Raw genomic sequence first — 26,932 nt, 5'->3', positions numbered from 1 at the left:
AATCCGACATTTCGGCCCTATTCTTCCACAGTGATCACATACGCAGAGGAAAAAATTCCCCGCTATTGCACCTCAATCGGCTCACTAAAATACATGCCCTGCGCCATACCCACACCGAGAATTTGTAGTGTTTGCCATTCTTCAAACACTTCAATCCCCTCAGCACAGACTTGCACTTCGGTGCGATATAAGCCACCGATAAGGCTCCGAATAAATAATTGATTTTCTGGACGTAAATGAATATGACGCACAATCGACCTATGCAGTTTAATCATGTCGAAATGGCACTCGCGAATATAGTAAGTACCCACCACCTGCTGACCCACATGGTCGACACACAGTCGCGCGCCCATCTTACGGATCATATCCAGCTTAGGCATAAGCTTATCTTGGTGTTGGATAACGATATCCTCGGACACCTCAAAAATCAGTTGCGGCGTCAGGTGACGATATTCGAGCAGAGTGGTTTTAAGCCACTGGGTAAAGGCGCGGCTCATTAAGGTATCCAGGCTCAGGTTCACACTATAGACTTGATTATTATGTTTCTCCTGCGCCAACAAACCTAATACTCGCTCAATCATCTGCCGCTCAATCTGGGGCATCAAACCGCATTTGTTTGCCATAGGAATGAAGAGCGTTGCCCGTACTAACGCGCCCTGATTATCCCGCGCCCGGGTAAAGATTTCCTTGTGATGCTCAACGCCGTCGGAATCCATCACTGGCTGACTAAAAGGATAAAAACGCCGCTGAACCAAGGCATTCTCTAAGAAGCTGCGCCAACGCACCGAGCCTTTGGCAAACTCCTCATCAATCGCGCCCTTATCGTACATAAACCAATTACTGTTACCTTGTAATTGCGCGGCGCGTAATGCCATATCGGCCTCATCGAGCAACTGATTAACATTATCCCCGGCGGTAAAGTAAGCGCAGCCCAAATGATAAAAGTTGTCTTGATTCTCCACATCGTCGGGCAAGGGTTGGCTCAAACAGACTTTGAGTAATTTACTGGCGAGCTGATCGGCCTCAATCAAAGACACATGGGGAACGACAATCGCAAATTGATTATGGGAGCGGCGTGCAAAGATACTGTTGGGTAAGGTCTGTAAAATAGAATTAATGCTGTTGACTGTCGCATGGAGCAACTCTTTAACCGCGCTCTCACCTTTAGCCTGTTGCAGTAAATCGAGGTCGTCCATCTCCAACAGATAAATTACCCCGTGGGCCACCATGCCTTGGTCATGACTCAAGGCGTCGAGGCGGTTGTTTAAAAACAACCGATTACCAATACGGGTTTGCGCATCTAAAAAAGTATTGGAGCGAATAAATTTATCGAAACGGCCGCGCTCTTTATGGGCGTCCTGTAATTCTTCAAGTAGCTTAGTTAAGGCTCGGTTGATGAGCCTAGGTTTACCATTGCCCGGCGTTGCGAGCGCTTGCTCGTGTTTGCCTTGCAAAATCAATCGGCTACGCTGAGCAAGCTCTTCAATACCATCTAGCTGCTGCGAAAACCACACATGGCCAAAACGCACCAATGCAATCACCGCCAGTAAGCCCACGCCTAAAATTAGCAGTTCATACCAACTGACACTGTAATGCTCGAAGGGCTGTGGCAGCGTGAGGGTCATATTCAATCCCGACAGGGGATCGAGCAGATGGGTATAGACCATGGCATTTTGCGTCTGCACGTTGCCCTGATAGGCGAAGAGCACTTCGCTCTTCATGGTCAAGCGGAATTCGACCGCGTTGTACGCCAGCAGCATAGGCGGCAGCCAAGACTCTAACTCCCAATCGGGCTGAGTTTGGTAATGTTCAATCAAAAGGGATTCCAGCTCAGTCACTTTTTGCTGTTGAAACTTATAGGTCAACTGCACAAAGCTCATCATGGCGCTGAGTAAAAAGACAAAGGCGATAGCGGCCAAGGACATTAACCAAAAACTGGTTAATTTTGTAGTTAACATTCGAGTGAATTTCATCGAGCCGCTATCCTGCAGGATTATTATAATTATCGGTGCACTCTTAACACGAGTTAAACAAATGCTACTCAAGATTATTCAGTAGCATAAGCCAAAAGGCAACCAAGGATTGCTTTTCAACGCCGCGCAAAGCATTCACATGGCAGAATTTTTATCCCGAGTAAAAACAAAAAAGAGGCTAATTAGCCTCTTTTGGGTTTTAGTCGAACTCGCGCTTAATCGGCGTAGTGTGGCAGCGTAGTGATTGCCGCAACACCCGAATCAATCGCAGCCTGCGCGACCGCGCGGGCAACGCGAGGTAATAAACGTGGGTCCATAGGTTTTGGTAGCACATATTCAGGACCAAAACTTAATGAACTCACCTTTGGATAAGCCTTAAGCACGCTTGCAGGGACTTCTTCTTTGGCTAAGCCAGCAATCGCATGTACTGCAGCCACTTTCATTTCATCGTTAATGCACGATGCACGCACATCCAAGGCACCACGGAAAATGAATGGGAAACACAGAACGTTGTTCACTTGGTTTGGATAATCACTGCGACCAGTACCCATGATTAAATCGCTGCGCGTCGCGTGGGCAAGCTCAGGTTTGATTTCAGGGTCTGGGTTTGAGCAGGCAAAAATCACTGGCTTATCCGCCATCATGGCCACTTCTTCAGCGCCAATCACGTTTGGGCCAGATAAACCTAAGAATACGTCGGCACCTTTAATCACATCTTGCAAAGTGCGCTTGTCGGTATCGTTTGCAAACAAGGCTTTGTATTCATTCAGATCGGTACGACCCGTATGGATAACACCTTTGGTATCTAACATGTAGATGTTGGCGCGGTTTGCACCACATTTTACCAGCATGGTCATACAGGCGATCGCAGCAGCGCCAGCCCCCATACACACAAAGGTCGAATCGCTGATCAGTTTGCCTTGGATTTCTAAGGCGTTGATCATACCCGCAGCCGTCACAATCGCAGTGCCGTGCTGGTCATCGTGGAACACAGGCACATTACAACGCTCAATTAATTCGCGCTCGATAACAAAGCACTCTGGCGCCTTGATGTCTTCGAGGTTAATACCACCAAAGGTGCCAGCAATAGCCGCAACAGTGTTAATAAACTCTTCAGTGGTGTTGTGGGTCACTTCGATATCGGTCGAGTCGATATTCGCAAAGTGTTTAAACAACAGAGCCTTACCTTCCATCACCGGTTTTGACGCCAATGGGCCTAAATTACCTAACCCCAGAATCGCCGTGCCGTTAGTGATAACAGCTACAGTGTTACCTTTGTTGGTGTAACGATAGGCATTGTCAGGATTAGCTGCAATTTCACGTACCGGTTCAGCAACACCTGGGCTGTAGGCTAGCGCGAGGTCATGGCTCGTTTCAGCAGGTTTAGTGAGGCAGACTGCGGTTTTACCGGGAACGGGGAATTCATGATAATCGAGTGCTTGTTGACGAATATCTGACATTTTAACATCCTGAAATGCGACATTTATAAGTATGGAAGTAAGGCCGACCAACCCAAGCTCACCTCATTTACGGGCGATTTAAACAGTGTGGCAGGTCGGGGTAAGATACGCCAATTGGGTTAATTTTTAAATAAGATATTGAGAAATTTCGCCTTTGCGACAGATTTATCTCTCTAAGCCAAGTTTTATAAACTTATCTCTACCAATAAAGGATGATTATCCGTTTAAATTTGTAGGAAACAAACGAACATAACCCGCTAAAGCAATGAAAAAATGCCTAATAAAGCAAAAAATGTTGATTAAATTACAATAGAGATAGCTAACTGCGTTATCTTATAGTTAATTGCTATAAATAAGTCGATTTAAGCGGCTTTAGCCTACTATTAAGTGACTTTGATGCTTTTTTAAGTGAAGTCGTACCAGAAAGGCAGAAGAGTAGCGATTTTGTGCCAGAAGGCCAGAAAGCAAAAAGGCGCCAGAGGCGCCTTTTTTAGAAACATTGCTTACGCAATTATTTCTTGCCAAGCATACCGAAACGCTTGTTGAACTTGTCGATACGACCGCCTGTATCAACAACTTTCTGTGTACCTGTGTAGAATGGGTGACATGCACCACAAACGTCTAAGTGCAGGTCTTTACCAGCAGTAGAGTTTACTTTGATTACGTTGCCACAAGTACAGTTTGCAGTGATTACTGCATATTCTGGGTGGATACCTGGTTTCATTGGGATTACCTCAAATGTAAGGCCATGTCGCTCTTCCAACCCGAAGTCGGACACCACATGCAGTTAATAACGATATGTTAGGGCGCAGAATAATACAGTACCACCTACGCGGATACAAGTAGATTATCTGAGCATTTTCACGATAATCTACTCGTTCGCGAACATTTATCTCCCCGCCTCTCTATCTTCGAAACTTGTCTTAGCCGCCTGCGCTTCGGGATAACGCGCAAGTATCTCAGCCGATGGACAATAAAGCGTGGCATCTTTCTTCAGCGCGTTAATTCGATTCTTCGAAAATGCCTTAGGGTTGGCATCGTGGATCGCCAGCATGGCGCCATAGACACTCACTTTCCAGTCAGGGGCATAGCGATTGGAAATGCGCCATAACGTCTCGTTGTGATAATCCAACAGACACTCACCCGAGTTTGTTGACTGAGTATTTGTCGAACTTACCGTATTAACCTCAGTTGCAGTCGCTTCGCCAGCCTTAACTTCGGGCGCATCAATCGCAGTTTTGCTTTTATCCACTATTGGCAGATCAGCAGACGCTTGTGCAACCGCCGGCTCACTCGCGACTTCTGTTGTCGACGGTTCAGGTGTAGACATCTCAGCTTTAGCTGCTTCAGTTTTAGATGGCTCAGATTTAGCCACTTCAGCTTTAGTCTCAGCAGATGCCACTACCGATGAACTCGAGGTGGAGGATGCTTTCACATCAGACTTATCCTCAGGGAAGGTAAATCCAGAGGCGCGAGGTGCAGCGGCAACTTCTGTCGTCACCGCAGCCACAACAACGGAAGCAACGGGCGCAACATCTGTTTCAGCGGTGACTAAATTCACCTCTTGCACAACCTTAGTTGATTTAACTGGGGTTTTGTCACTTTTAGCAGAGCTTGCCGCCAGCTGACTTGTCTCGGCTGTGGCCGCTTTACTCGATTTCACAACCGCCGTTTTTGCTTGGGATACTGAAGAGGCCGCAGAGGAAGCATTATCAAACAGCGGCAGGTTTTTCACTTCATACCAACGATCGACACGGTATTCGCGCACTAACAGCCGCGCCTTAGGATCCGTTACATCTTCCACGCCCGTCAGCAAAACCAAGAAACGGTTAAGCTGCTCGGCCATAAGTTTTTCTTCACCACCGGACTGCTGCACCGCAAATTCGAGCCGAGTCATATCCTGATTATCAGTGATCACATTGACGCGCATTTTGGGGTAAGCGCCCAAATCAAACATGCGGCTATTGATACTCACATGGGAAACTTGCGCCTGCACACAAGCGCTACACACTACGGCGAATAGTCCTAATGATTTCGTTATTTTAGTCATTTACTTACTCTCAACTATCCTTGGATAAACTGTCATTAGGACTAGCCCTCGCTAGCCGTGCTGAGTACACTAAACCTCATTTCCCTTAAGACTCGCCCTGCATATGTCACTGTTTGTTGAAGTTGCGTTACCTGTGCCTATGCGGCAAAACTTTACCTATCGAGTGGATACCGATGAGCAAGGTAAGGAAAGCGCTCAGCAACCTCAGATTGGGATAAGAGTAAAAGTCCCCTTTGGGCGCCAGCAACTGATAGGCCTTGTTACCGCCATTACCGACAGCTGTGAACTGGCCCCTACGCAACTTAAATCTGTCATAGAGTTTATTGATGACGCGCCCTTATTGCCAGAATCGCTTTATAAATTAACCCTCTGGGCCGCAAGATATTACTTTTGCAGCCAAGGACAAATGCTGACACAGGCGCTCCCCGTGGCGCTGCGTAAAGGGCTCGATGCCGCGCCGCAAAAAATTCAGTACTGGCAAATCACAGAGCTGGGCAGCAATATTGCGCCTGAGACATTAAAACGCGCCCCGGCGCAAAAACGCTTACTCGAACGCTTACAGCAAACCAGCCTGACGCAGGAAGACGTCATCAGTTTAGAACTGAATAAAGCCGCGCTCAAAACCTTAGAGGATAAGGGCTGGATTGCCAGACACGAGAAACTCGCCGAGCTCAATCTCGATTGGCGCAGCCAACTGGAACTCGATGAAGCCCCCCATAGACTTAATAAGGAACAGGCAGTTGCCGTTACCCTGCTCACCCAACAGCAAGGATACCACTGCACTCTGCTCGAGGGCATTACCGGTTCGGGTAAAACCGAGGTCTATTTAGCCGTACTCGAACATATCCTTAAGCAGGGTAAGCAAGCGCTGATCCTAGTACCTGAGATTGGCTTAACACCGCAAACCATCAATCGCTTTAAGCGCCGCTTTAAAGTCAATGTGGCCGTGCTGCATTCGGGACTGACCGACAACCAGCGCCTCGAAGCTTGGCGACAGGCTCGCTGCGGCCAAGCCGCCATCATCATTGGCACCCGCTCAGCCCTGTTTACGCCCATGGCTTTTCCCGGCGTAATCATCCTCGACGAAGAACACGACAGTAGCTTTAAACAGCAAGAAGGCGTTGGCTATCACGCCCGCGACCTCGCCGTGATGCGTGGACATTTAGAATCGATCCCGGTGATTTTAGGTTCGGCGACGCCCTCGTTAGAAACCCTGCAGAATGCCCTCAGCGGTCGATATCATCACCTGCAACTCGGGGAACGAGCGGGTAATGCGAAAAAAGTGCGCCAAGGGATTATCGATATCAAAAACCTGCCCCTCAAGGCGGGGATGTCGGCGCCACTCATCAACGAAATCCGCAGCCATTTAGAGGCAGGGAATCAGGTATTACTGTTTTTGAACCGCCGCGGCTTTGCGCCAGCACTGCTGTGCCACGAGTGTGGGCACTTACACGAGTGTGACCGCTGCGATGCGTTTTTTACCGTACATCAATCCCTTGGAGAAATCCGCTGCCACCACTGCGGCAACCAATACGCCATTCCAAGGCAGTGCCACAATTGCGGCAGCACCATGTTGATGGGCCAAGGTATCGGCACTGAGCAACTCGCCGAAGCACTGCAACAGGAGTTCCCCAAGTATCCCGTGGTGCGAATCGATCGCGATACCACCCGCCTTAAGGGGTCGCTCGAAAGCCACTTAAGTGCGATCCATAAGGGCGAATACAAGATCTTGGTCGGCACTCAAATGCTTGCCAAAGGGCACCACTTTCCAGATGTGACCCTAGTGGGATTACTGGATGTCGATGGCGCACTTTTTAGCGCCGACTTTAGGGCGCCAGAACGCTTCGGCCAGCTCTATACTCAGGTCGCTGGCCGTGCTGGCCGCGCCAACAAACCCGGCACTGTGTTGCTGCAAACCCATCAGAGCGATAACCCGATACTGAGGGATTTGCTCCACCGGGGTTATGGCGAATTTGCCCGCAGTCAATTAAAAGAGCGGCAAATGGCGCTGCTGCCTCCCGCTTGGCATATGGTGCTGGTGCGCGCAGAAGCTCACTCAGCCGTGGATGCCGATAACTTCCTGAATGCATTTGCAGCGCTGCTGCCCCAAGATAAAGAGTTTGAGATCATCGGCCCTATGCCTGCGCCACTCGACAGAAAAGCCGGTAAGTTCCGCCGTCAATTGATGTTTCAAGCCAAGCACAGACATAGATTACAGCAGGAGTTTGAGCGAATTTATCCCCTCGTCGAACAGCTGCCAGAGGCCAAACGTTGTCGCTGGAGCCTAGATAGGGATCCGCAGGATCTGTTGTGATTCAATAATTTGATAAAAAATCATCGGGAAGATAGCAATTAGTCATCACAAACGGCTAAAATACGCGGTTATTCCCTGTATTCATTCTTAAAGTTAGTAGCTAAATAATCCATGAAATCACATATCCAATCATTACTTGAACAAACTATCGAATCCTTTAAACAACAAGGTATTTTGCCTGCGGATTTTGAGGCGCGAATTCAAGTAGATCGAACCAAGGATAAGAGCCATGGCGATCTGGCAACCAACTTAGCCATGATGCTAACCAAAGCTGCGGGTAAAAATCCCCGCGAATTGGCGCAGCTGATCATCGACAACCTACCCGCCTCAGCCTATGTGGCGAAAGTTGAAATCGCAGGCCCTGGCTTTATCAACTTTTTCATTGATGACAGCGCGTTAGCGAACCAATTACAGGCTGCAATTAGCGATGAGCATTTAGGGATTAAGCTACCAACGCCACAAACTATCGTCGTGGATTACTCTTCACCTAACCTCGCCAAAGAGATGCACGTCGGCCACCTGCGTTCGACCATCATTGGTGACAGCGTGGTGCGTACCCTCGAGTTTTTAGGCCATAAAGTGATCCGCCAAAACCACGTAGGCGACTGGGGCACCCAGTTTGGTATGCTGCTGGCCTACATGGAAGAATTGCGCGCACAAAATGGCGAACAAGCCCAATTAGAATTATCAGATCTCGAAACCTTCTACCGCGCCGCCAAACTGCGTTTTGACGAATCGGCAGAGTTCGCGACCCGTGCCCGTCAGCTTGTGGTTGAACTTCAATCAGGCGACGAATACTGCAACAAACTGTGGCGTGAATTTAACGACATTTCTTTAAGCCACTGCCACGAAGTGTACGAGCGTTTAGGGGTGAGCTTAACCCGCGCCGATGTGCACGGTGAAAGCGCCTATAACGCCGACTTAGAACAAGTAGTTAAAGATTTAGACGCCCAAGGTTTACTGACTCAAAGCAACGGCGCCAAAGTGGTCTTCCAAGAAGAATTCCGTAACAAAGAAGGCGAGGCGCTGCCTGTTATCATTCAAAAGGCCGATGGTGGTTACCTCTATGCCACCACCGACTTAGCCGCTATGCGTTACCGTTCAAGCGTGCTAAAAGCCGACCGCGTACTGTACTTTGTCGATTTGCGCCAAGCACTGCACTTCCAACAAGTGTTTAGCCTTGCCAAGCTGGCCAAATTTGTCCGTAACGATATGTCACTGGAGCACTTAGGCTTCGGCACAATGAATGGCGAAGATGGTCGTCCGTTCAAAACCCGTACCGGTGGCGTAGTGAAACTGGTTGATCTACTGGATGAAGCCAATACTCGCGCACTTGAGCTGGTTCGCAGCAAAAACCCAGATATGGATGAAGCGACCTTAGCTGAAATTGCCCGCGTAGTGGGGATCAGCGCAGTCAAATACGCCGATCTGTCGAAAAACCGTACCAGCGATTACATCTTCAGCTTCGAGCAAATGCTGAGCTTTGAAGGCAATACTGCGCCTTACCTGCTATACGCTTACACCCGCGTTGCAGGTATCTTCAAACGTGCGACCGATATTGACTTAAGCCAAGCCAAGATCGTACTCGAACATGAAAAAGAGAAAGACTTAGGTAACAAACTGGCGCAGTTTGGTGAAATCCTCAGCCGCGTGATCGACAAGGGTCAACCACATGTACTTTGCGGTTACCTCTATGAATTAGCGGGGGCTTTCTCTAGCTTCTACGAGGCATGTCCAGTGCTTGCCGCCGATAACGACGAGCAAAAGCATAGCCGTTTACTGCTGTCACAACTGACGGCCAACACACTGCAAAAAGGCCTAAATCTACTAGGTATCGAAACCCTAGAACGGATGTAAGCCATGAGCAATCGTGACTATGCCAACAGAAGACCGCAAGCGGGCGCGAAACAGCGCCCCATTCGCGCGACACGAGCGAGGCCTGCCGCTAAAAAGGCTGCGCCTCGCCGTAAGCTCCCGATCCCGTTGATCCTGTTCGCCTTTATTGCTGTCGGCAGTTTTGGCTATTTTCTGTTTAGCATTAAAGATACCGCCAAGCAGGAAACGCCTGTCGAGGTGAAAACCGAGAAACCGACTAAGGCAAAAGAACCAGCAACGATTCTCACGCCTAAGGTGAAAGAGGCCGAGCGCCAAGCCGTGGTAGTAACTGCGCCGGTGGAAGAAAAGCCCGTCGTTGAAGCGCCGAAGAAAGATCCAAACGCCTTGCCACCTAAGCCTAAGGAAGAATGGACCTATCTGGACGAGCTTGAGAATAAAAACGTCGAAGTGGATATTCCCGATGTCGTGGCGACGCGTACACCACAGCAATATCAATTGCAGTGCGCTTCATTCCGTCAGGAGTCTCAGGCGAACCAGATGAAGGCCGTTATTGCGTTCCAAGGGTTAGAGGCGCAGGTCAGGCAAATTGAGGGCACCTCAGGCACTTGGTACAAGGTTATCCTTGGTCCCTACGAACGTAGACGCGATGCCGAGCGTAAACGCCACACCTTGCAAAATGCGGGGATCAATGGCTGCCAGCTGTTGGCCGTTCCAAAGTAATTCTGCTCGCAAAATCAGTCCGAACATCGCGGCGCGTGCCCCATCACGCGCCGCGATTTTTTTATCTTCTTGCCAACTAACTCCTACTCTAGCAACCCTGTTTTGCCCCATTTCAAACATTGAGCTAATACCAATCGTATTAAATATCTGTTCATTCAGCGGGAGTTAAACGTGCTTTAGACAAGGCGAAGGCTTGAAGGCATAGTGGCACTCTGTCGAAAGCCTTAAACGCAGTATAAAGCCCGTTCAACCCCGCCCTTCGGGAGCCTCACAGGTATCTCACTCCCGTGTTACATTGACTTAAAAGGGAATAACCATTTCTTCGTCAATGTGCCTTGGATTGAGATACCTGTGAGGCTCTGAACTGATTAGATATTTAATGTGATTGGTATAATTCACAATTTCATTTTATGAAATTTATAACCACCTATTTTTAAACAGTAAATTTGTTTATTAAGAAAGATTAATATGGCGTTTAATTGACCTAGATCAAACTTAGGCGTATCTCTTAGGTAACAGCAAAACCTGTTGTCTACTCATCAAAAATCCAACCTCAGGGTGAAGTATTATGAATGCATTAATCGAGATTGAAGCCTCTGAATTCAGCCAACTGTTCAAAAGCGGTGACGCCTTAAGCATCCGGATGTATATGGAGCATGTGCACATGCCTCTAGATGTGCAGGATAAGATTTACAACGAGATTTCGGCCTTAGCGGTACTCGAACAAGACACCATAGCGCGCCTTATCGAAACCCATTCCCACTCTGAAATTTCCGAGCGTCTGGCCTATTAATCACGGCTGAAGACGACGCGATACGCCAATGGACGGCTGCATTGAGTTCCCCATTCGCCGCGCCAGTTAACTGATATTTATAACCCGCTTTTTTATCATTAATCCCATGCTAAACCACAAAAAATAAGGCCAAATATCACTATTTGGCCTTAGGTTTATGGGGCTTAAACCGATGAATATTTAAGCCGCAACATGGTTTATGCGTCTTAAGCTTTCTCTTTTAAGCCTATGCTATTCATCCAGTAATCGAAATCGACCATATTACCGGGCAGCACTATACGGCTAGACTTCTGGCTTAAGCCATCGAGCTGCTTAAAGTACTGCTCACCAAGCTGCATACGCAGTGCGTTATGGCCGCCGGGCGCAGCAATCACAGTCGCTAAACGTTCAATCGATTCCGCAGTAGCTCGCGACAGGGTTAAAATCTCCTCCGCTTTACCTTCGGCCTCGTTGATACGGCGCTGCATTTCACCTTCAGAGCGGTTTACGGTTTCCGCTTTAATACCTTCGGAGCGATTGATCTTACTCTGCTTATCACCCTCACTCTTTGCCAGTAATGCACGGCGCTCACGCTCGGCATTCACTTGCATTTCCATGGCGTTTTTCACTGTCTCGGGCGGCGTGATGTTCTTAATCTCATAGCGGTGCACGCGAATACCCCACATGGCGCCCGCTTGGTCGAGCACTTCCACTACCTTAGCGGAAATCACATCCCTTTCTTCGAAGGTACGGTCGAGATCCAAGGTGCCGATCACTGAGCGCGTGGTGGTCTGCGCCAGTTGAATTGCCGCATAGCGATAGTCAGTGATGCCATAACTGGCCTTCACAGGGTCGGTAACAGAGATATAAATCACCCCGTCAACTTCCACATTCACTTCGTCACTGGAGAAGCACTCCTGTGGTGGTACGTCGATAGTTTCCTCTTTTAAGTCATGGATATAAGCCACTTTATCGACAAAAGGAATTAAGGTGTGGAAACCCGCATCTAACGTTGAGTGGTACTTACCTAAACGCTCAACAATATAAGCCGATTTAGTCGGAACTAAGCGGATGGATTGGAACAGCTTAATCACAAATATGGCGAAAATCAGTCCCCAAATGACCATTACCGCGACATCAGTATTCAATGGGATTTGCATTAGCGTGCTCCTTTGCTAGTTGCATTATGGCCACCCACGGTTTGGGTGACTTGTTCCATTCCTTCGAAGAATCCTTCGAGTTTTGCCATTTCCGCGGGGACAACCGACACTTGCGAATCGTTGAGGATCTTACCGACCTGAGCAATAAACTGCTCTTTTAACAGCATATTCATCGCATCGTTACCGCCATTGACCGCTAACGCTTGGGAAATCATCGCCATGCCTTCGGACTTTGCTTTAGCGATAATGGCAATCTCTTGCCCCGTACCTTTAGCTTCGTTGATACGCTTCTGTTTTTGGCCTTCAGAAATGTTAATCGCCTCTTGGCGCTCACCCTCTGACATATTGATCATCGCGGCCTTTTCGGCATTGGCCAAGGTGATTTCGGCGCGCTTACGACGCTCGGCTTCCATTTGTTTTTCGAGGGTATGGATCACATGGCGCGATGGCGTGATATTGCGGATCTCATAGCGTAACACTTTGATCCCCCAAGGCTCAGACGCCTTATCAATCTCGCGCACTATGGATTCGTTTAAGCGATCACGCTCAGAAAAGGTCTCACTGAGGGTGAGCTTACCGATTTCAGAACGCATAGTGGTCTGTGCCAGATTCACGGCAGCTTTACGATAGTTTTCAATACCGTAGCTCGCTAACTTGCCGTCCATGACCTTGAGATACACTAAGCCGTCCACTTCAAGCTGGGTGTTATCCTTTGAGATACAGCTTTGTGGCGGCACATCGAGCACTTGCTCACGGGTGTCGTGTTTATATGCGACGCGATCGAAGAAAGGGATTAGGAAGTGGAATCCCGGTTGTAACACAGTACGGAATTTTCCCAAACGCTCAATGACATGCACCTCACGCATCGGCACTATCAGCATCAGCTTATAGAGAATAAACAAGACAAATAAAATGACTAAGGTAAACACAAACATAGACTCATCCTTTAGTTTTGAGACGTTGCCTGATCAACAGGCTCAACCACTAGGGCAATGTTTTCACGGCAGATAATCCTGACCTCAGTGCCCGCAGCAATGATACTACCATCCCCCAATGCGGGCCATTCGCTCCCTTGGAACTCGACTCTTCCTGTCGTTTGTCCTGGACCTATGGTTTGTTTAACACGGGCGATTTGATTGTAGATATCAAGTTCTTCATCGGTGTTATCCACATGGGAATCTCCACCAACCAATTTTTGAGTGACTTGCCGAAAGGCGAGTAATAAGACGATGGCGGAAATAAACCACAGTGTCAGGCTTTGAACCACACCTTCCACTAGGCCAATCCATAAGGCGCCAGCCACCACTAAGCAGGCGGCGCCGAGTAGCACGACAATACCTCCAGGTATCACCAGCTCGGCTAACATCAAGATAATCCCGATAATAGACCAAACTAAAATCAGATTCGAAAACTCCATATTCCCCCCTGAAATGAGAGCATCCTGTGCAGCACTATAGCAGCAGAGTGACAGATATGCGACATAATATGTCATAAATTTATACGCCGATTTAAAAAGCACGGCAAGACAATTAACTTGGGAAAATGAGGAGATGAATTGACTCGCGGCAAAATATTGACCCGAGTTGTTCTAAAATTAAGCACAATCAATTCAAAAAGTTAGCTCACAATATCATCAAAAATGTATCGATAAATAAAATAACCGCTAAAAATCAATAAATTAAACACCTTAAAACCCACAATTTGATTATGTGATTTTCACAACAACATTCGATAAAAACTTTGAATAATTGTAAATTTTTGCATATATTGCCCGCACTTTTTACCTTGCCCTCAGCCAGAACCTATACAAGCCGCTCCACCCTAGCCGTTTGTAGGTTCTGCCCTCGGAGCAGGAACTGAGTACAACTTTATTTAGCGTCTACCCCTACAACAGGAAATAACAATGAAAAAGACATGCCTATGTCTAGCATTAATGCTTTCACCTCAAGCATTTGCTGGTGACTTAGTACAGTGGTGGGATTTCAGTGCAACCGCCCTTTATGGCGAAGACTACGACTTGGCTCCTTCGGACAAGCAAACGACAGTCACACTCGAAACCGCTGGTGCATGGAAATACGGTGATTGGTTTGCCTTCCAAGATTTTATCTACTTCAAAGGCGACCACACGGGCATGGATAGCACCACCTACGGAGAGATTTCACCTCGATTTAGCGCGAGCAAAATCCTCGGCGAAAAAATTGCGTTCGGCCCTATTACCGATCTTTCATTAGCCCTCACCTACGAAGAAGGTGAAGGCCCTGTGCATAGCTTGCTCTATGGCTTAGGGGTCGATGTTGCCGTACCTTACTTTACCTACCTTAACTTCAACACTTATCGTCGCGATGCGATGAGCTCAGGCAATATCAGTGATGGCTGGCAGTTCACCCCAGTCTTCAGAATCGATATCCCTGTAGGTTCTGCCAATATCGTGCTCGATGGCTTTATCGATTGGGTATTTGCAACGGATAACAGTGGCTACGAAGAAAACTTCCACTTCAACCCGCAGCTGAAATACGATTTAGGTAAGAGCCTATTTGGTGACCACAAGGCAAATAAATTACTTGTGGGTATCGAGTACGATCTGTGGACCAACAAATACGGCGTGAAGGGTGTCGACCAAGACACTTATTCTGTCATTGCTCAGTACCACTTCTAATCTAAGTGATACAGCCCGCCTTAGCGGATACAGCGAATAAAAAAGGTACCTAGGGCACCTTTTTTATTATTACGCAAGCAACACTCGCTTTGCAGGGGAGCGTGTCGGCGAATTAAGCCAGTAGCTTCTTAGCGGCAGCTACGACGATAGAAACAGCACTGACTTCAGTTTGCTTCATTGTCGCTTCGTTCGGAATTTCCTGTTGAGTGCGGTTTACGATAACGCCAGCCACACACGCCGCACGCCAACCTTGAGTCGCACACATAGTGAATAGGGTCGCTGATTCCATTTCATAGTTCAGCACGCCCATATCCTGCCACTCTTTCATTGAGCCAGCGAAACGACGCGTCACACGGCCAGTCACAGTGTCATAGCGCTCTTGGCCTGGGTAGAAGGTATCAGAAGATGCGGTAACGCCGATATGAGGCTCTACGCCCGCATCGCGGCACGCAGCAACCATAGCTGTGGTACATTCGAAGTTAGCCACCGCTGGGAACTCCATAGGTGCAAAGTGTAAGCTCGCGCCATCTAAACGCACTGACGCTTGAGTCACAATCACATCACCCACATTTACATGGGGTTGAATCGCACCTGTGGTACCAACACGCAGGAAGGTATTCACGCCTAATTGCGCTAACTCTTCAACTGCAATCGACGTTGATGGACCACCTATACCGGTAGAGCAAATCACCACTGGCTTACCGTCAGCATACGCTAAGTAGCTGGTGTACTCGCGGTGGCTTGCAAGGAATGTGGCATTATCCATTAACTCGGCAATACGTTTTACACGCTCTGGATCGCCCGGCACAATCGCCAAAGTGGCACCATCGAGCATCGCTTTGGTCAAACCTAAGTGAAATACATCAGCCATCGTGAAAACCCCTTTCATTTTTGATAATAAAATTCTTATTGAATCGACTTTAACCTAGTATCGAAGCGGTGAAGGTTAACTTGATCACAGAATTATCGGCAAGAAGAATTGTTCATTCGTAATGTAATTACCAAACCTATTACAGCTTGATCACAAAGATAGCAAATCTGTGATGTTTCTGTGGGCACTCGTCAATCAGGTGAAATTAAGTGTGAGCCAGAACTGACTCGCTCGCCACACTGGGCAATATAAAAGATATAGGTTGTTGATTTATAGCTAGTTTGCTGAAATCACCCTTTAGTATTAATCTGTAGGAGGACAAATATTGATCCATATCACGTTTCATCATCGTGGCTAGGGTTAGGGTTAAGACGAGACCAAAGCACGATAAAAGACGACAAGGAGAACGCCAATGTTTCCAGAATATCGAGATCTCATTACCACCTTAAAGACTCAAGATGCTCATTTTCAACGTAAATTCAACGAGCACAATCAATTAGATGAAGAAATCAAGCAACTGGAAAAACGCGTTGGCAGTGATTTCAATCCCACAGTGAAAGAACTCAAAAGCAAAAAACTGCACTTAAAAGAAGAGATCTATCAAATTCTCAAATCCCACAATTAAGTGGTGATACCAAAAACGAAGGGCGCCTAAGCGCCCTTTTTGTTGTCTTGCGGCTAAGATTACAGGTAGTAATCCTTCAGAGGTGGGAAACCGTTAAAGCACACCGCTGAATAAGTGGTGGTGTAAGCACCGGCGGTTAACCAGTACATACGGTCTCCAATCGCTAAGTCATTCGGCAGACCATAGCTGTAGTGTTCGTACATGATGTCGGCGCTATCGCAGGTCGGGCCGGCGATAACACATTTATCCAACTCACCTTGTTTGTGGGTGAAGATTGGGAATTTAATCGCCTCATCCATGGTTTCGATTAAACCAGAGAACTTACCCACATCGGTAAATACCCAACGCTCTAATGCTGTGTAGGATTTCTTACTGATCAGCACAACCTCAGATACCAATACCCCAGCGTTAGAGATCAGCGAGCGACCCGGCTCCAGAATGATCTGTGGCAAATCATCACCAAAATCTTCCTTCAGGAAGTGGGTGATTTGCTCAGCATACACACCGAGTTGATTGGTTTTGTCGATATAGTTAGCTGGGAAGCCGCCACCCATGTTGATCATCTTCAGGACGATGTTGTGCTCATCACGCAGACGATCGAAGATGCTCTTCACTTTACCAATCGCCGAATCCCAAGCACCGATATCACGTTGCTGTGAACCCACGTGGAATGAAATACCAAAGGGCTCTAAGCCTAATTCCTTCGCCAGAACTAACAGCTCATAAGCCATCTCATTTTGGCAACCAAACTTACGAGACAGTGGCCAATCGGCGGTGTCTGTGCCTTCGGTCAGGATACGTACATAGATGCGTGAACCCGGCGCTTCTTCGGCGATCATACGTAAGTCGGCCTCAGAATCCGATGCATACATACGCACACCACGCTCATAAAACGCACGCACATCTTGACGCTTTTTGATGGTATTGCCATAGCTCACGCGGTCAGGCGTTACGCCCACGTTAGTGACCATATCTAATTCATAAATCGACGCAATATCGAAGTTTGACCCTTTGTTTTTGAGTAACGTCAGGATCTCAGCCGCAGGGTTTGCCTTAACTGCATAATAAACATCGGCATAAGGAAAACTATTAACCATGTCATCGTATTGTTTCGCAATGATACTGGTATCAATCACCACGAACGGGGTCGCTTTATCTTTGGCAAACTCTTCAATACGTTTGAAGGTTTCAGCATCATAATAGTCAGCAACATCAATAGATTGAAATTGGCTCATTGGGCCAGAGTCTCCTTTGGGTCAAATGGTAAAAGATTCGTTGTCTGTCTTAAAAACGTGCGCAGTAAACGCTATTTTTTTACTTAACGCAACGAATTTTTATGCTTAATAACTAACTTTTTATTCCACGAAATTTTAAGCGGTGGCAAACCTAAAAAAACTGCCATCAAAACATATAATTATGCACAAGAGCACAACAGAGAATATTGACATTTTTGAGGTAGGAAAAATGAATTTTTTACGACGGCAACTCAAGTTTATGCAGCTAAGGATGATCTGAGGAAAAATACTGAGTAACACTCATCGGCCGAATAGCGATTCAAGCTCAATCCGCACGAGCCAAAAATCACCACTTTAAACGAGATAAAATGTGTTGAGGGGTGAGCCCTTCAACATAGCCCCCTCAACATTGGCTTCAAAACTGACTATTGCGACTCGTTTAGTTTCGCTAAGGCTTGGCTTAAGGCTTCACTCGAATCGAAGTAGGCGATGTCCTGAATATTGCGGTGGTCCAGTAAAATCATCGTCGCCATATCTTTAGTATCGGGTAACAGGCGGCTGATCTCGCCTTCTCTGTCTAAACCAATGGCAAAGGGCAACTCCTGCATTTGCGGCACAGCGACAAACTTGGCGATCAACGATGGCATGCCACTTATATCCGCCACATAGACTAAATGCGGTGGAAACTTATCTCCCGCCAGTGGTGTAAGCGTTTCTTTAATAATATCGCCGCCTTTCATACTGCGGCTAAAGAGCACGACTTTGGTTTCGTCAGTCACACTGACTGCTTGCTCATTTTGATCCTGCAATGAAATAGGATTGATCGCATCCCCGGCAACGTAACTCGCCGCCAAGGCCATCATGGGAGTGAAAAGGAAGGACAGACACAACAACAGCTTTCTCATAAACACTTAACTCCATTTTTGATACGGGCAATAGCATACCCGAGTCTCGCAACCGGCTCATTTAATCCGAGCCATTACATGATACGCTTCACAATGCATGGCGAATACGCCTTTCAAAGCAATTGTACGTTATACTAGGGCGGTTAAATTTATTGTAAGGATATCATTATGATAACACCGGGACTCGATCAGGAATTGCAGCAACTCCAAGGCGTTTACCAGCTGATCACCGAGTTTTTAGTCAATTATAGTTTCCAATTAATCGGTGCGGCGCTGGTCTTTTTATTGGGTCTGTGGGTCGCCAGCAAAGTCTCGCGCTTAGTCGCCAAGCAGTGCGAAAAGCATCACATCGACATCACCCTGAGTAACTTTGTCAGCAATCTGATCCGTATCCTGATCATTGTCATGGTGGGAATTATTGCCCTAGGCAAGATAGGCATTAGCGTCACACCCATGGTGGCAGCGATTGGTGCCGCCTCCCTCGGCGCAGGTTTAGCCCTACAGGGGATGCTGTCGAACTATGCCGCTGGGGTCACCATTATTGTGACTCGTCCTTTTGTGGTCGGAAATACCATCGAAATCAAAGGAGAAAGCGGTGTCGTCACGCGGATTAATTTGGGGATGACGATTTTAACCAATGAGGAAGGCGAGCAAATTAGCATTCCCAACAAGCACATCGTTGGTGAGATCTTGCATAACTCCTTCAGTAATAAGCTGGTCGAAACCCAATTTAACCTGAGTTATAACAACGACCCCGAGGCGGCGATAAGCCTAATCACTGAGCTGCTGAGCCAAAACCCCAATGTCAGTCAGGACACTACGCCAAATATTGGTATCAATGGTTTTAATGCCATCGGCATCGAGATTGGTGTACGTTACTGGGTACCGACACAAAGTTACTTTCAGCATAAATACAAGATAAATATGGCCATTTATAACGCCCTTAAACAGGCTGGTATCGAAATGGCTTGCCCAGTGCGAGAAATTCATTTGCAAGAAAAGTAAGCACCGCCATCGAGGCGAATGAATTCAAACATTCGCCTCATCTGGCACAGTTAACTTGCATTTTTTGCGGGATACGCGTTTACTGTGCAGCCCAAATATCGATAGTGATGGAATACTATGTCGTTGATACTTATCATTATAGCCTTTGTCGTTCTGTTTATTTTTTTTGCCAAATACCAAAAAAAGAAAATACAAGCCGAAGCGCTTGCCGCGGGTGAACCCTCGGCGCTACTCAATCACGGACTCACATTAATCAATCAGGGCGAAGTCAACTCTGGCCTAGACTATATTCAGCAGGCCGTTGATAAAGGCTTTGCCGTGGCCGCCATTGCTATGGCCGAGTTGTATTCGGGTCGATTCCAGCAAGTCCCCGCCGATCCCAAGGCATCTGAATATTGGTATCGAAAAGCCGCCGAGATCGATCCGCAATTTTTACCCATGATTACCCTGCCGAGCTTGGTCGCCTCTGAGGCGCAAACTCCCGAGCAATTACGCGAACAGGTCGAACAACTCAAAGCCAGTGCTGAAGCGGGGCAAGTCGAGTTTCAATATGAGCTCGCCTATTTGTATCTCAGACAACCCTTTCTCGATCCCGATGCAAGCCAAGCCATTTACTGGTTCGAAAAAGCAGCCGCCCAAGGCAACCAAGATGCCTATTACCACCTAGGCACCTTGTATTGGCACGATGAACGTGTCACGCCAGACTATAGCAAAGCGCGGGAATACTTTGAGAAAGCCGTCGCCGCCGGTGATGAACTTGCAAAAGATAACTTAGGCCATATGCTGGCCGCTGGCCAAGGCGGCCCTAAGGACCTCGTCCGCGCCGAAGCTTTACTCAGCGAATATGCTGCAGAAAATGATTTTCGCCAGTATTACCTAGGCAAACGTTTCCTCTATGGTGAAGATTTTGCCGTCGATTATGGCAAAGCCCGTCACTGGCTAGAAAAATCCTGCGCCGCTGACAATGTCTTTGCTAAGTTAGCGCTGGCACACCTTAAACTACTCGACCCACAAACGGATAATGACTACCAGCAGGCAAGAACAGAATTAGAAACTCTGGCGTCCCAATGGCAAGAGGAAGCCCTATTCGGCCTAGGAAAAATCTATGAAGAAGGCTTAGGTGTCTCACGCCAACCGATTAAAGCCTTAATGTATTACCAACTGGCAGCCATGAGCCATATCAGTGACTATCAAGAAGCATATGAGAAGCTCAGTAAGCGCTTGGGCACCCTAGAGATCCGCGAAGCCCAAAGCCTGTGTAATAACTTTCTGCATCAACATCCTATCCCCGATGAGCAGCAGGCTTATTACCATCTTAATCAAGCAGAAATCTACCGCAAGGGTGAGCATCCGAGCCGCGAAGCGCTGCAAACCGCAGAGACTTGGTACCGTAAAGCTGCCGACTTGGGCAGCCAAGATGGTATGCAAGCCCTCGTTGATATCAACCGCCATGAGTCGATTGATAAACCAGTACAAACATATATTTGGTCGAGTATATTACTGCGCAACTTTGGTAAATATGGGATGAATAGCGACCAACTCTTGTATCAACAACAGGCCCTACCCCGCTTAACGGAGTCCGAGCTGTTGTATGCCCAAGATGAAATCGAGAGGATTGAAACTCAGCTAGCACCTTACTTACAGAGCAACGAGTGAGGATAAATAGCTGATTGCAGGGTTTGGCCGCTTAGCCAAACCCTAGTGTTGAGAACTACGGCTTAAACCGTGGCTTGGGTTAAATGCCGCAGCGTTGGCGCTACTTAGCTGCGAAAGTGAATAAAGCACTGCGGGTTATCATTAGCGTAGCCGCTGTGTTAAAAAAATTAGAAATCAGCCGCCCTTATCAACGCCTAGCTGCCCCGCCCTCACACAGCGAAAATGGAGCAAAATTATTCCGACTGGCTACTTTAGAGATCGTAAATTTTACAAAGTGTTAACTCGATCACTATCATTTTTTCGTCCTCTCCGACCGAAATCCCTAGCTGCGATACAACAAGCTAATTTAGCAATAAAAACAAATCGTTGTTTTTGAAAATGTAAATTTCCACCCAATTCAATCCATCACCAGTCAATTAGATTTTTATCAATGAAATTTTTATCAATTAGATTTTTTTAATGAAAGTGATACACCTCAAATAAACATCCCGTCACCTTTGATAAATTTATTCACAAGGTGGAAGCAATAGCCACATTCCACCAACAAAGTCATGTGAATGACAATTAAGAAAGGATGAGATGATGAAAACTTCAACTAAGATCGCAATCGCCGTCGCGCTAATCAGCAGTCTGGGACTTCAAGTCTACGCCGCCGATGGGGGCAATCCCAAAAAGGGAAAACACCTCTATAAAAAAGAATGTAAAGCCTGCCATAGCCAAGGTGGTGAAGGTGGCGAGCTGACCCCAATGAGCAAAACCATGAGCCAATGGGATCGCTTCTTCGACAAAGATAAACACAAACTCAAACCTGAGGTATTCAACGGCCTCACCGAGCAAGATCTCAAAGATATACAGCAATTCCTGTATGACCATGCCGCCGACTCGGAGCAACCGCAAACCTGCGGTTAATTGCTGCTAAGCCTAAATCAAAGGGATAACCACAGGCCTGCAACTGTAAGTTAAGCCATTGAAATAAAACCAAGCCCAATATGAGAAAAATGGGGAGCACACCTCAGGGCCTCCTGTTGGGTAAATTTGGCACAGAGCCTTAAGCCAGTGCCAGCGGAACACTCAGGGAGAAACCCTATGCGTACACCTACACTCATTTCGATATTGGTTGCGAATGCGCTGTTTATGTCCGGCCAAACCTTTGCCGCAGCCAACGAAACGCCAGCTGACACCCAAAAAATGGCAGAGCTGAAACAACAGCTTGCCGATATCACCGAACAGCTCGATGAACTCAATATCCGTGTCGATAAAACCGAACGCCACACCTCGTTAGACCGCCTTGAAATCACTGGCGACTTTAGAACCAAAGCTCACTCACTGCATTACCGCGATGTCGTTTGGAACCCCGCCATTAAGGTTAACTTTAATGACTTTGGCGCCAAGGCCATGTCCGGCGCCTTTGGGATGCCAAACGATCCTAACTCGCCACTCGGCCAGATGATGCAAGCCAATCCCGATCTGGCCTCCGCCTTTCAAAATGGCATGTTACAGGGTGTGATGCCCTACGTTCTCGCACAGCAACATATCCAAGATATTGATAACGATATCTTTTACACCACTCGCCTGCGGTTAAATCTTAAGGCCAAGGTATGGGATAACGTCAGCTTTGCCGGTCGTCTGAGCATGTACAAAAACTGGGGCGACTCCACAGGCGTACAAGTGTTCGACTCCTGGCGCTCATTTACTATGGATGGCACCAGCAGCGGCAACACCAGTGGTGACTGGCTAAGGGTAGAGCGCGCCTATTTCGACTGGAAAAAAATCAATGGCTCCGAGTTTTACCTCTCGATTGGTCGCCGTCCATCCACCTATGGCCCACCAAGCCACTACCGTGAAAACGAACTGCGTGGCGGTACGCCTTCTGGCCATTTAGTTAACTTTAACTTCGACGGCGCCACCTTGGGCTACAACCTAGGGGAAATCACTGGCGTTGAGGGGCAAGTGGTTCGCTTCTGTTATGGCCAAGGCTTTGAATCCCAATGGGGTAATGGCGAAATGTTTGGCGATATCGTCACCAAGGATACCCACCTCGGCGGCTTTAATATCGACGCCATCAATGACGGCACTAACTTCCTACAATTTACCCTGTTTGGTGCCAAAGACATCAACGATGGCTTTAAAGGCACTATGGCCTTCCCGACCCAACTGGCGGGTATTTTCGCCCCAACCATGTACCAAGATATGCAAAAGTTTGACAACTTTAACTTTGTCACCCGAGTGCAGCCTAGCGGCGTCATTGGCGATATGTACCTTGGCGGCATTGGCTTTGCGCGGGAGGAAGCTAACGATATCAAATGGTTTGCCTCACTAGGCTGGACGCGCGCAGAGCCAAATGGCAATGCGGGTATGTTCGGCGGCATGTTATCCGATGCGGTGTTTGAAGCAGAGCTCAACAGCACTGGGACCGAAATCATCATGGTGCCGAAAACCAGCGATGATACCGATACCAAAGATGGTTATGGCATCTATGTAGGTATCCAAATCCCCGCGCCCTACGGCAAGTTTGGCTTGGAATATAACTACGGTTCTAAATATTGGACGCCTTTCACCCAAGCCCAAGACGACCCAATCGGTAGTAAGTTAGCTACCCGTGGCCATGTCGGCGAAGCCTATTACATCTTTGATATCAATCCCAAAATGTTTATCAAACTGGCTGGACTCTACTACGACTACGAATACACAGGTAGCGGCACACCTGTGGGCGCACCACAAAAAATCGATGAGGTGTTAGCGGGCTCAGCCTACTCGATGCTGCCTGCGGTCGATAAGGCCTTCGATGTAAATGCCTCTCTGACCATTAACTTCTAACCACATGCCATTCAGCCCTCGGTATTGCCGAGGGCAGGAGTACAGAATGAAAAAACTCATTGTTATTGCCTTAGCGGGTATGGCGTTGCAAGCGCAGGCCGCCAATCCCCATAAAGACGTTCTCAAAGGCCCCTTCGCCACAGGTTCTGAGGTGACGACTCAGTGCCTAACCTGCCACGAAGACCAAGCCACAGACATGATGAAAACCTCCCACTGGACATGGGAGTTAGAACAAAAGCTACCCGATAGAACCGTATTACGCGGTAAGAAAAACAGTATCAATAACTTCTGTGTGTCGATTTCCAGCAACGAACCTCGCTGCACTAGCTGCCACGCAGGTTACGGCTGGAAGGACAGTAACTTTGATTTTAAAGACAAAACCAAAGTGGACTGCCTTGTCTGCCACGACACCACTGGCACCTATGTGAAAGACCCCGCTGGTGCAGGCGAGCCTATGGCGAAACTCGATCTGGCGAAGATCGCGCAAAACGTGGGTGAACCCGTGCGGGATAACTGTGGTAGCTGCCACTTCTATGGTGGAGGTGGTGATGCGGTCAAACATGGGGATCTCGACTCCTCCATGGCCTATCCCGATAAGGCCACCGATGTACACATGGACAGCGACGGCAATAACTTCCAATGCCAAAACTGCCATACCACTGAAAAACATCAAATATCGGGTAATGCCATGGGCGTATCCCCTGGCGGTATTGACCATATAGGTTGTGAGAACTGCCACGAGAGTGCGCCGCATAGCAACAAAAAGCTCAATACCCATACCGCAACCGTGGCCTGCCAAACCTGCCATATTCCCTTCTTCGCAAAGAATGAACCCACCAAGATGCACTGGGATTGGTCAACTGCGGGTGATGATAAACCTGAAACCGTTGATCAATATGGCAAACACACCTATCAGAAGAAAAAGGGTGACTTTGTGTGGGAGAAAATGGTCAAGCCCCAGTACGCTTGGTACAACGGCACGGCTAACGCTTATATGGCGGGGGACAAGATGGACCCGAATGTCGTCACTAAACTGACCTACCCTATGGGCGATATTAACGATGCTAAAGCCAAAATTTATCCCTTTAAGGTTCATACTGGTAAGCAAATTTACGATAAAAAGCTCAATATCTTTATCACCCCGAAAACCTATGGCAAAGGCGGATATTGGAGCGAGTTTGATTGGAATTTAGCGGCGAAACTGGGTATGGAAGCTAACCCAACTATGTTGGAAAAAGGCATCAAATACAGCGGTGAATATGACTTTGCCGCCACTGAAATGTGGTGGCGTATCAACCACATGGTATCACCGAAGGAACAAGCGCTTAACTGTAATGATTGCCACAACAAAGGCACTCGTCTCGATTGGCAAGCCTTGGGCTATCAAGGCGACCCTATGAAAAACAAGCAAGGCCCTAAACATAAACAACCATAAGCTGCTCCACTCGCTATCGCCTAACCAAACTTAAGGCATAGCGAGTATCGCTCCCCTGCAAACCTTTGAGAGCTTAGCACCCGCTGGCTAAGCTCTCTTTTTTATCAGCTATACTCTGCCAACAAAGACAAATCGCCGCAGTTAAAAAATAACACTGTCCCAGTTTGTCTCAATCTATAGGTGTGAAAAGGAGTTTGGCTCTGTTTATAAGTCAAATTAACTGATTTTTATGGCATTTATTTTGCCTAAACAGGCAATGTTCAATTGTGGCAACCTCTATGACCGCGGGCAAAACCCCAACACAGCATTCGACTCAACCGCTTAACCGTTTACTCGGTGAAACCAGCGGTGCCTTCGCCGACCTAGGCACTTTTTTACCCTTAGTCTTGGGCTTAATCGCCCTAAACCAATTTTCGCCCCAAGGGATATTTTTGGGCTTTGGCCTATTCGCAATCTTAAGCGCCTTATTTTATCGCCGCCCTATTCCCGTCCAACCCATGAAGGTTATCGCCGCCCTCGTAATCGCCCAAGGCTTAACACCAGGGATGCTTCAAGCCAGTGCCATGCTGATGGGTATCATACTGTTAATCTTGGCCTTTAGTGGCGCCATCACTTGGCTTGCCAAACAATTGTCCCAAGCCGTGAGTGTCGGCATTCAACTAGCAATTGGTCTGCAATTGATGTGGATGGGCACTAAGATGATGAGCGACTTTTGGCTGCTCGGACTCGGCGCGTTTGCCTTGCTATTTGTGAGTAAATTCTTACCGTTACGTTACCTTGCTATGCCACTGGTGATCGCAGCGGGCATGTTGTGGCAAGCCAACAGCCAAACCGAAATAACTAGCAGCCTGAATATTCCCGCCTTGAGTGCCTCGCTACATTTGGCTTGGCCTAGCCTTAATGAGTGGAGCTCGGCGGCGATTTTACTTGTGTTGCCGCAGCTCGCCCTCACCTTAACCAATGCGGTGATAGCCACCTCAGCAATGGCGCAGGAAAAATTCCCCGAAGACGCCGCCAAACTCACGCCTAAAAACTTGGCCATTAGCTCTGGGCTTGCCAATTTGTTACTCGCGCCTTTTGGGGCTGCGGCCATGTGCCATGGCGCGGGAGGCCTTGCGGTGCAATATCACTTTGGCGCGCGCACTCACCTCGCGCCATTAATCTTCGGTGGTACTTGTGTGGTGATTGCCCTGTTTTGGGATAGCCAAATTGCGTGGTTGCTAGGGCTTATCCCAGTGGCAATTCTCGGCAGTTTGCTTTCCATCGGTGGTTTGCAACTGGCATGGTCAAAGCGCCTTATCGATGGTAAACCCTTCTGTATCTTTGTGATCCTCGCAACCGCAGTCACTTGCTTGGCTGTCAACGCCGCCGCAGGGCTGGCTGTTGGGATTATTCTTGAGCAGGGTCGCCGCACTTGGGCCATGCTCGCCATGCGTTAAGCA

At 47.9% G+C, this 26,932-nt stretch carries 22 protein-coding genes; 12 read left to right on the top strand and 10 right to left on the bottom strand.

What is annotated here, in order from left to right:
- Nucleotides 1–62: 62 nt before the first annotated feature.
- The 4 genes from csrD to CBX96_RS17055 all read right to left on the bottom strand — a co-directional run bounded on the left by csrD (nt 63) and on the right by CBX96_RS17055 (nt 5,483).
- Nucleotides 63–1,973, bottom strand: coding sequence for an RNase E specificity factor CsrD (gene csrD, locus CBX96_RS17070; RefSeq protein WP_109287500.1), 1,911 nt, complete (start codon nt 1,971–1,973; stop codon nt 63–65).
- Nucleotides 1,974–2,188: 215 nt separating this feature from the next.
- Nucleotides 2,189–3,433: a malic enzyme-like NAD(P)-binding protein gene (locus tag CBX96_RS17065; RefSeq protein WP_109287499.1), complete on the bottom strand. Its 1,245-nt coding sequence runs from the start codon at nt 3,431–3,433 to the stop codon at nt 2,189–2,191.
- A gap of 511 nt (nt 3,434–3,944) precedes the next feature.
- Nucleotides 3,945–4,157, bottom strand: coding sequence for a 50S ribosomal protein L31 (gene rpmE, locus CBX96_RS17060; protein WP_011624224.1), 213 nt, complete (start codon nt 4,155–4,157; stop codon nt 3,945–3,947).
- 165 nt (nt 4,158–4,322) lie between these two features.
- Complete coding sequence (locus CBX96_RS17055) at nt 4,323–5,483, bottom strand: FimV/HubP family polar landmark protein (protein WP_109287498.1); 1,161 nt, start codon at nt 5,481–5,483, stop codon at nt 4,323–4,325.
- A gap of 103 nt (nt 5,484–5,586) precedes the next feature.
- Here CBX96_RS17055 and priA point away from each other — a divergent pair, with 103 nt between their 5' ends.
- The 4 genes from priA to CBX96_RS17035 all read left to right on the top strand — a co-directional run bounded on the left by priA (nt 5,587) and on the right by CBX96_RS17035 (nt 11,146).
- A complete protein-coding gene (gene priA / locus CBX96_RS17050) occupies nt 5,587–7,797 on the top strand; it encodes a primosomal protein N' (protein ID WP_109287497.1) in 2,211 nt (736 codons plus the stop codon).
- A 111-nt stretch (nt 7,798–7,908) separates the two neighbouring features.
- Nucleotides 7,909–9,654 carry an arginine--tRNA ligase gene (argS, locus tag CBX96_RS17045; protein WP_011624227.1) on the top strand — a complete coding sequence of 582 codons (1,746 nt, stop codon included), beginning with the start codon at nt 7,909–7,911 and terminating at the stop codon, nt 9,652–9,654.
- Between the two features lie 3 nt (nt 9,655–9,657).
- Entirely contained in the window at nt 9,658–10,353 is a 696-nt protein-coding gene (locus CBX96_RS17040) for an SPOR domain-containing protein (RefSeq protein WP_109287496.1), read from the top strand.
- Between the two features lie 568 nt (nt 10,354–10,921).
- Complete coding sequence (locus CBX96_RS17035) at nt 10,922–11,146, top strand: hypothetical protein (protein ID WP_011624229.1); 225 nt, start codon at nt 10,922–10,924, stop codon at nt 11,144–11,146.
- 206 nt (nt 11,147–11,352) lie between these two features.
- Here CBX96_RS17035 and CBX96_RS17030 read toward each other — a convergent pair whose 3' ends face one another.
- From CBX96_RS17030 to CBX96_RS17020, 3 genes are read right to left on the bottom strand one after another with little or no spacing between them, the layout of a single operon-like run.
- The gene (locus CBX96_RS17030) at nt 11,353–12,285 is read right to left on the bottom strand and encodes an SPFH domain-containing protein (RefSeq protein ID WP_109287495.1); all 933 of its coding nucleotides are present in this window, start codon (nt 12,283–12,285) and stop codon (nt 11,353–11,355) included.
- Nucleotides 12,285–13,220 (bottom strand): slipin family protein, encoded by a 936-nt coding sequence (locus CBX96_RS17025; protein WP_011624233.1) that lies wholly within the window; start codon nt 13,218–13,220, stop codon nt 12,285–12,287. Before CBX96_RS17025 ends, CBX96_RS17030 begins: the two co-directional genes overlap by 1 nt.
- Before the next feature lie 11 nt (nt 13,221–13,231).
- Entirely contained in the window at nt 13,232–13,702 is a 471-nt protein-coding gene (locus CBX96_RS17020; RefSeq protein WP_011718445.1) for an NfeD family protein, read from the bottom strand.
- A gap of 486 nt (nt 13,703–14,188) precedes the next feature.
- Here CBX96_RS17020 and CBX96_RS17015 point away from each other — a divergent pair, with 486 nt between their 5' ends.
- Nucleotides 14,189–14,941: an outer membrane protein OmpK gene (locus tag CBX96_RS17015; protein ID WP_011624235.1), complete on the top strand. Its 753-nt coding sequence runs from the start codon at nt 14,189–14,191 to the stop codon at nt 14,939–14,941.
- Between the two features lie 112 nt (nt 14,942–15,053).
- Here CBX96_RS17015 and udp read toward each other — a convergent pair whose 3' ends face one another.
- The gene (gene udp / locus CBX96_RS17010) at nt 15,054–15,812 is read right to left on the bottom strand and encodes a uridine phosphorylase (RefSeq protein ID WP_011624236.1); all 759 of its coding nucleotides are present in this window, start codon (nt 15,810–15,812) and stop codon (nt 15,054–15,056) included.
- Nucleotides 15,813–16,224: 412 nt separating this feature from the next.
- Here udp and CBX96_RS17005 point away from each other — a divergent pair, with 412 nt between their 5' ends.
- Entirely contained in the window at nt 16,225–16,437 is a 213-nt protein-coding gene (locus tag CBX96_RS17005; protein WP_011624237.1) for a YdcH family protein, read from the top strand.
- 59 nt (nt 16,438–16,496) lie between these two features.
- Here the strand turns inward: CBX96_RS17005 and CBX96_RS17000 are convergent, their stop codons facing one another.
- A complete protein-coding gene (locus CBX96_RS17000) occupies nt 16,497–17,672 on the bottom strand; it encodes a type III PLP-dependent enzyme (protein WP_011624238.1) in 1,176 nt (391 codons plus the stop codon).
- Between the two features lie 425 nt (nt 17,673–18,097).
- Nucleotides 18,098–18,577 (bottom strand): hypothetical protein, encoded by a 480-nt coding sequence (locus tag CBX96_RS16995; RefSeq protein WP_011624239.1) that lies wholly within the window; start codon nt 18,575–18,577, stop codon nt 18,098–18,100.
- Nucleotides 18,578–18,745: 168 nt separating this feature from the next.
- Between CBX96_RS16995 and CBX96_RS16990 the strand changes: the two genes are divergently transcribed.
- From CBX96_RS16990 to CBX96_RS16960, 6 genes are all read left to right on the top strand, one after another.
- Complete coding sequence (locus tag CBX96_RS16990) at nt 18,746–19,582, top strand: mechanosensitive ion channel family protein (protein WP_109287494.1); 837 nt, start codon at nt 18,746–18,748, stop codon at nt 19,580–19,582.
- 117 nt (nt 19,583–19,699) lie between these two features.
- Nucleotides 19,700–21,238, top strand: a complete 1,539-nt coding sequence (locus CBX96_RS16985) for a tetratricopeptide repeat protein (protein ID WP_109287493.1) — start codon at nt 19,700–19,702, stop codon at nt 21,236–21,238.
- 579 nt (nt 21,239–21,817) lie between these two features.
- Nucleotides 21,818–22,147, top strand: coding sequence for a c-type cytochrome (locus tag CBX96_RS16975; protein WP_109287491.1), 330 nt, complete (start codon nt 21,818–21,820; stop codon nt 22,145–22,147).
- A gap of 177 nt (nt 22,148–22,324) precedes the next feature.
- A complete protein-coding gene (locus tag CBX96_RS16970; RefSeq protein ID WP_109287490.1) occupies nt 22,325–24,055 on the top strand; it encodes a DUF3373 domain-containing protein in 1,731 nt (576 codons plus the stop codon).
- A gap of 46 nt (nt 24,056–24,101) precedes the next feature.
- Nucleotides 24,102–25,490, top strand: coding sequence for a tetrathionate reductase family octaheme c-type cytochrome (locus tag CBX96_RS16965; protein WP_109287489.1), 1,389 nt, complete (start codon nt 24,102–24,104; stop codon nt 25,488–25,490).
- A 278-nt stretch (nt 25,491–25,768) separates the two neighbouring features.
- Entirely contained in the window at nt 25,769–26,929 is a 1,161-nt protein-coding gene (locus CBX96_RS16960) for a putative sulfate/molybdate transporter (RefSeq protein WP_181382229.1), read from the top strand.
- Nucleotides 26,930–26,932: the final 3 nt, after the last annotated feature.

Origin of the sequence: Shewanella sp. BC20 (assembly GCF_003129585.1) — a bacterium.
GTDB lineage: Bacteria > Pseudomonadota > Gammaproteobacteria > Enterobacterales > Shewanellaceae > Shewanella > Shewanella seohaensis.
Note: the sequence above shows the minus strand (reverse complement) of the source record. Positions and strands in the feature narration are given on the sequence as shown.

Coding starts and splice junctions, on each gene's coding strand:
- csrD (WP_109287500.1), bottom strand. CDS start 1,973: ATGAAATTCACTCGAATGTTAACTACAAAATTAACCAGTTTTTGGTTA.
- CBX96_RS17065 (WP_109287499.1), bottom strand. CDS start 3,433: ATGTCAGATATTCGTCAACAAGCACTCGATTATCATGAATTCCCCGTT.
- rpmE (WP_011624224.1), bottom strand. CDS start 4,157: ATGAAACCAGGTATCCACCCAGAATATGCAGTAATCACTGCAAACTGT.
- CBX96_RS17055 (WP_109287498.1), bottom strand. CDS start 5,483: ATGACTAAAATAACGAAATCATTAGGACTATTCGCCGTAGTGTGTAGC.
- priA (WP_109287497.1), top strand. CDS start 5,587: ATGTCACTGTTTGTTGAAGTTGCGTTACCTGTGCCTATGCGGCAAAAC.
- argS (WP_011624227.1), top strand. CDS start 7,909: ATGAAATCACATATCCAATCATTACTTGAACAAACTATCGAATCCTTT.
- CBX96_RS17040 (WP_109287496.1), top strand. CDS start 9,658: ATGAGCAATCGTGACTATGCCAACAGAAGACCGCAAGCGGGCGCGAAA.
- CBX96_RS17035 (WP_011624229.1), top strand. CDS start 10,922: ATGAATGCATTAATCGAGATTGAAGCCTCTGAATTCAGCCAACTGTTC.
- CBX96_RS17030 (WP_109287495.1), bottom strand. CDS start 12,285: ATGCAAATCCCATTGAATACTGATGTCGCGGTAATGGTCATTTGGGGA.
- CBX96_RS17025 (WP_011624233.1), bottom strand. CDS start 13,220: ATGTTTGTGTTTACCTTAGTCATTTTATTTGTCTTGTTTATTCTCTAT.
- CBX96_RS17020 (WP_011718445.1), bottom strand. CDS start 13,702: ATGGAGTTTTCGAATCTGATTTTAGTTTGGTCTATTATCGGGATTATC.
- CBX96_RS17015 (WP_011624235.1), top strand. CDS start 14,189: ATGAAAAAGACATGCCTATGTCTAGCATTAATGCTTTCACCTCAAGCA.
- udp (WP_011624236.1), bottom strand. CDS start 15,812: ATGGCTGATGTATTTCACTTAGGTTTGACCAAAGCGATGCTCGATGGT.
- CBX96_RS17005 (WP_011624237.1), top strand. CDS start 16,225: ATGTTTCCAGAATATCGAGATCTCATTACCACCTTAAAGACTCAAGAT.
- CBX96_RS17000 (WP_011624238.1), bottom strand. CDS start 17,672: ATGAGCCAATTTCAATCTATTGATGTTGCTGACTATTATGATGCTGAA.
- CBX96_RS16995 (WP_011624239.1), bottom strand. CDS start 18,577: ATGAGAAAGCTGTTGTTGTGTCTGTCCTTCCTTTTCACTCCCATGATG.
- CBX96_RS16990 (WP_109287494.1), top strand. CDS start 18,746: ATGATAACACCGGGACTCGATCAGGAATTGCAGCAACTCCAAGGCGTT.
- CBX96_RS16985 (WP_109287493.1), top strand. CDS start 19,700: ATGTCGTTGATACTTATCATTATAGCCTTTGTCGTTCTGTTTATTTTT.
- CBX96_RS16975 (WP_109287491.1), top strand. CDS start 21,818: ATGATGAAAACTTCAACTAAGATCGCAATCGCCGTCGCGCTAATCAGC.
- CBX96_RS16970 (WP_109287490.1), top strand. CDS start 22,325: ATGCGTACACCTACACTCATTTCGATATTGGTTGCGAATGCGCTGTTT.
- CBX96_RS16965 (WP_109287489.1), top strand. CDS start 24,102: ATGAAAAAACTCATTGTTATTGCCTTAGCGGGTATGGCGTTGCAAGCG.
- CBX96_RS16960 (WP_181382229.1), top strand. CDS start 25,769: ATGACCGCGGGCAAAACCCCAACACAGCATTCGACTCAACCGCTTAAC.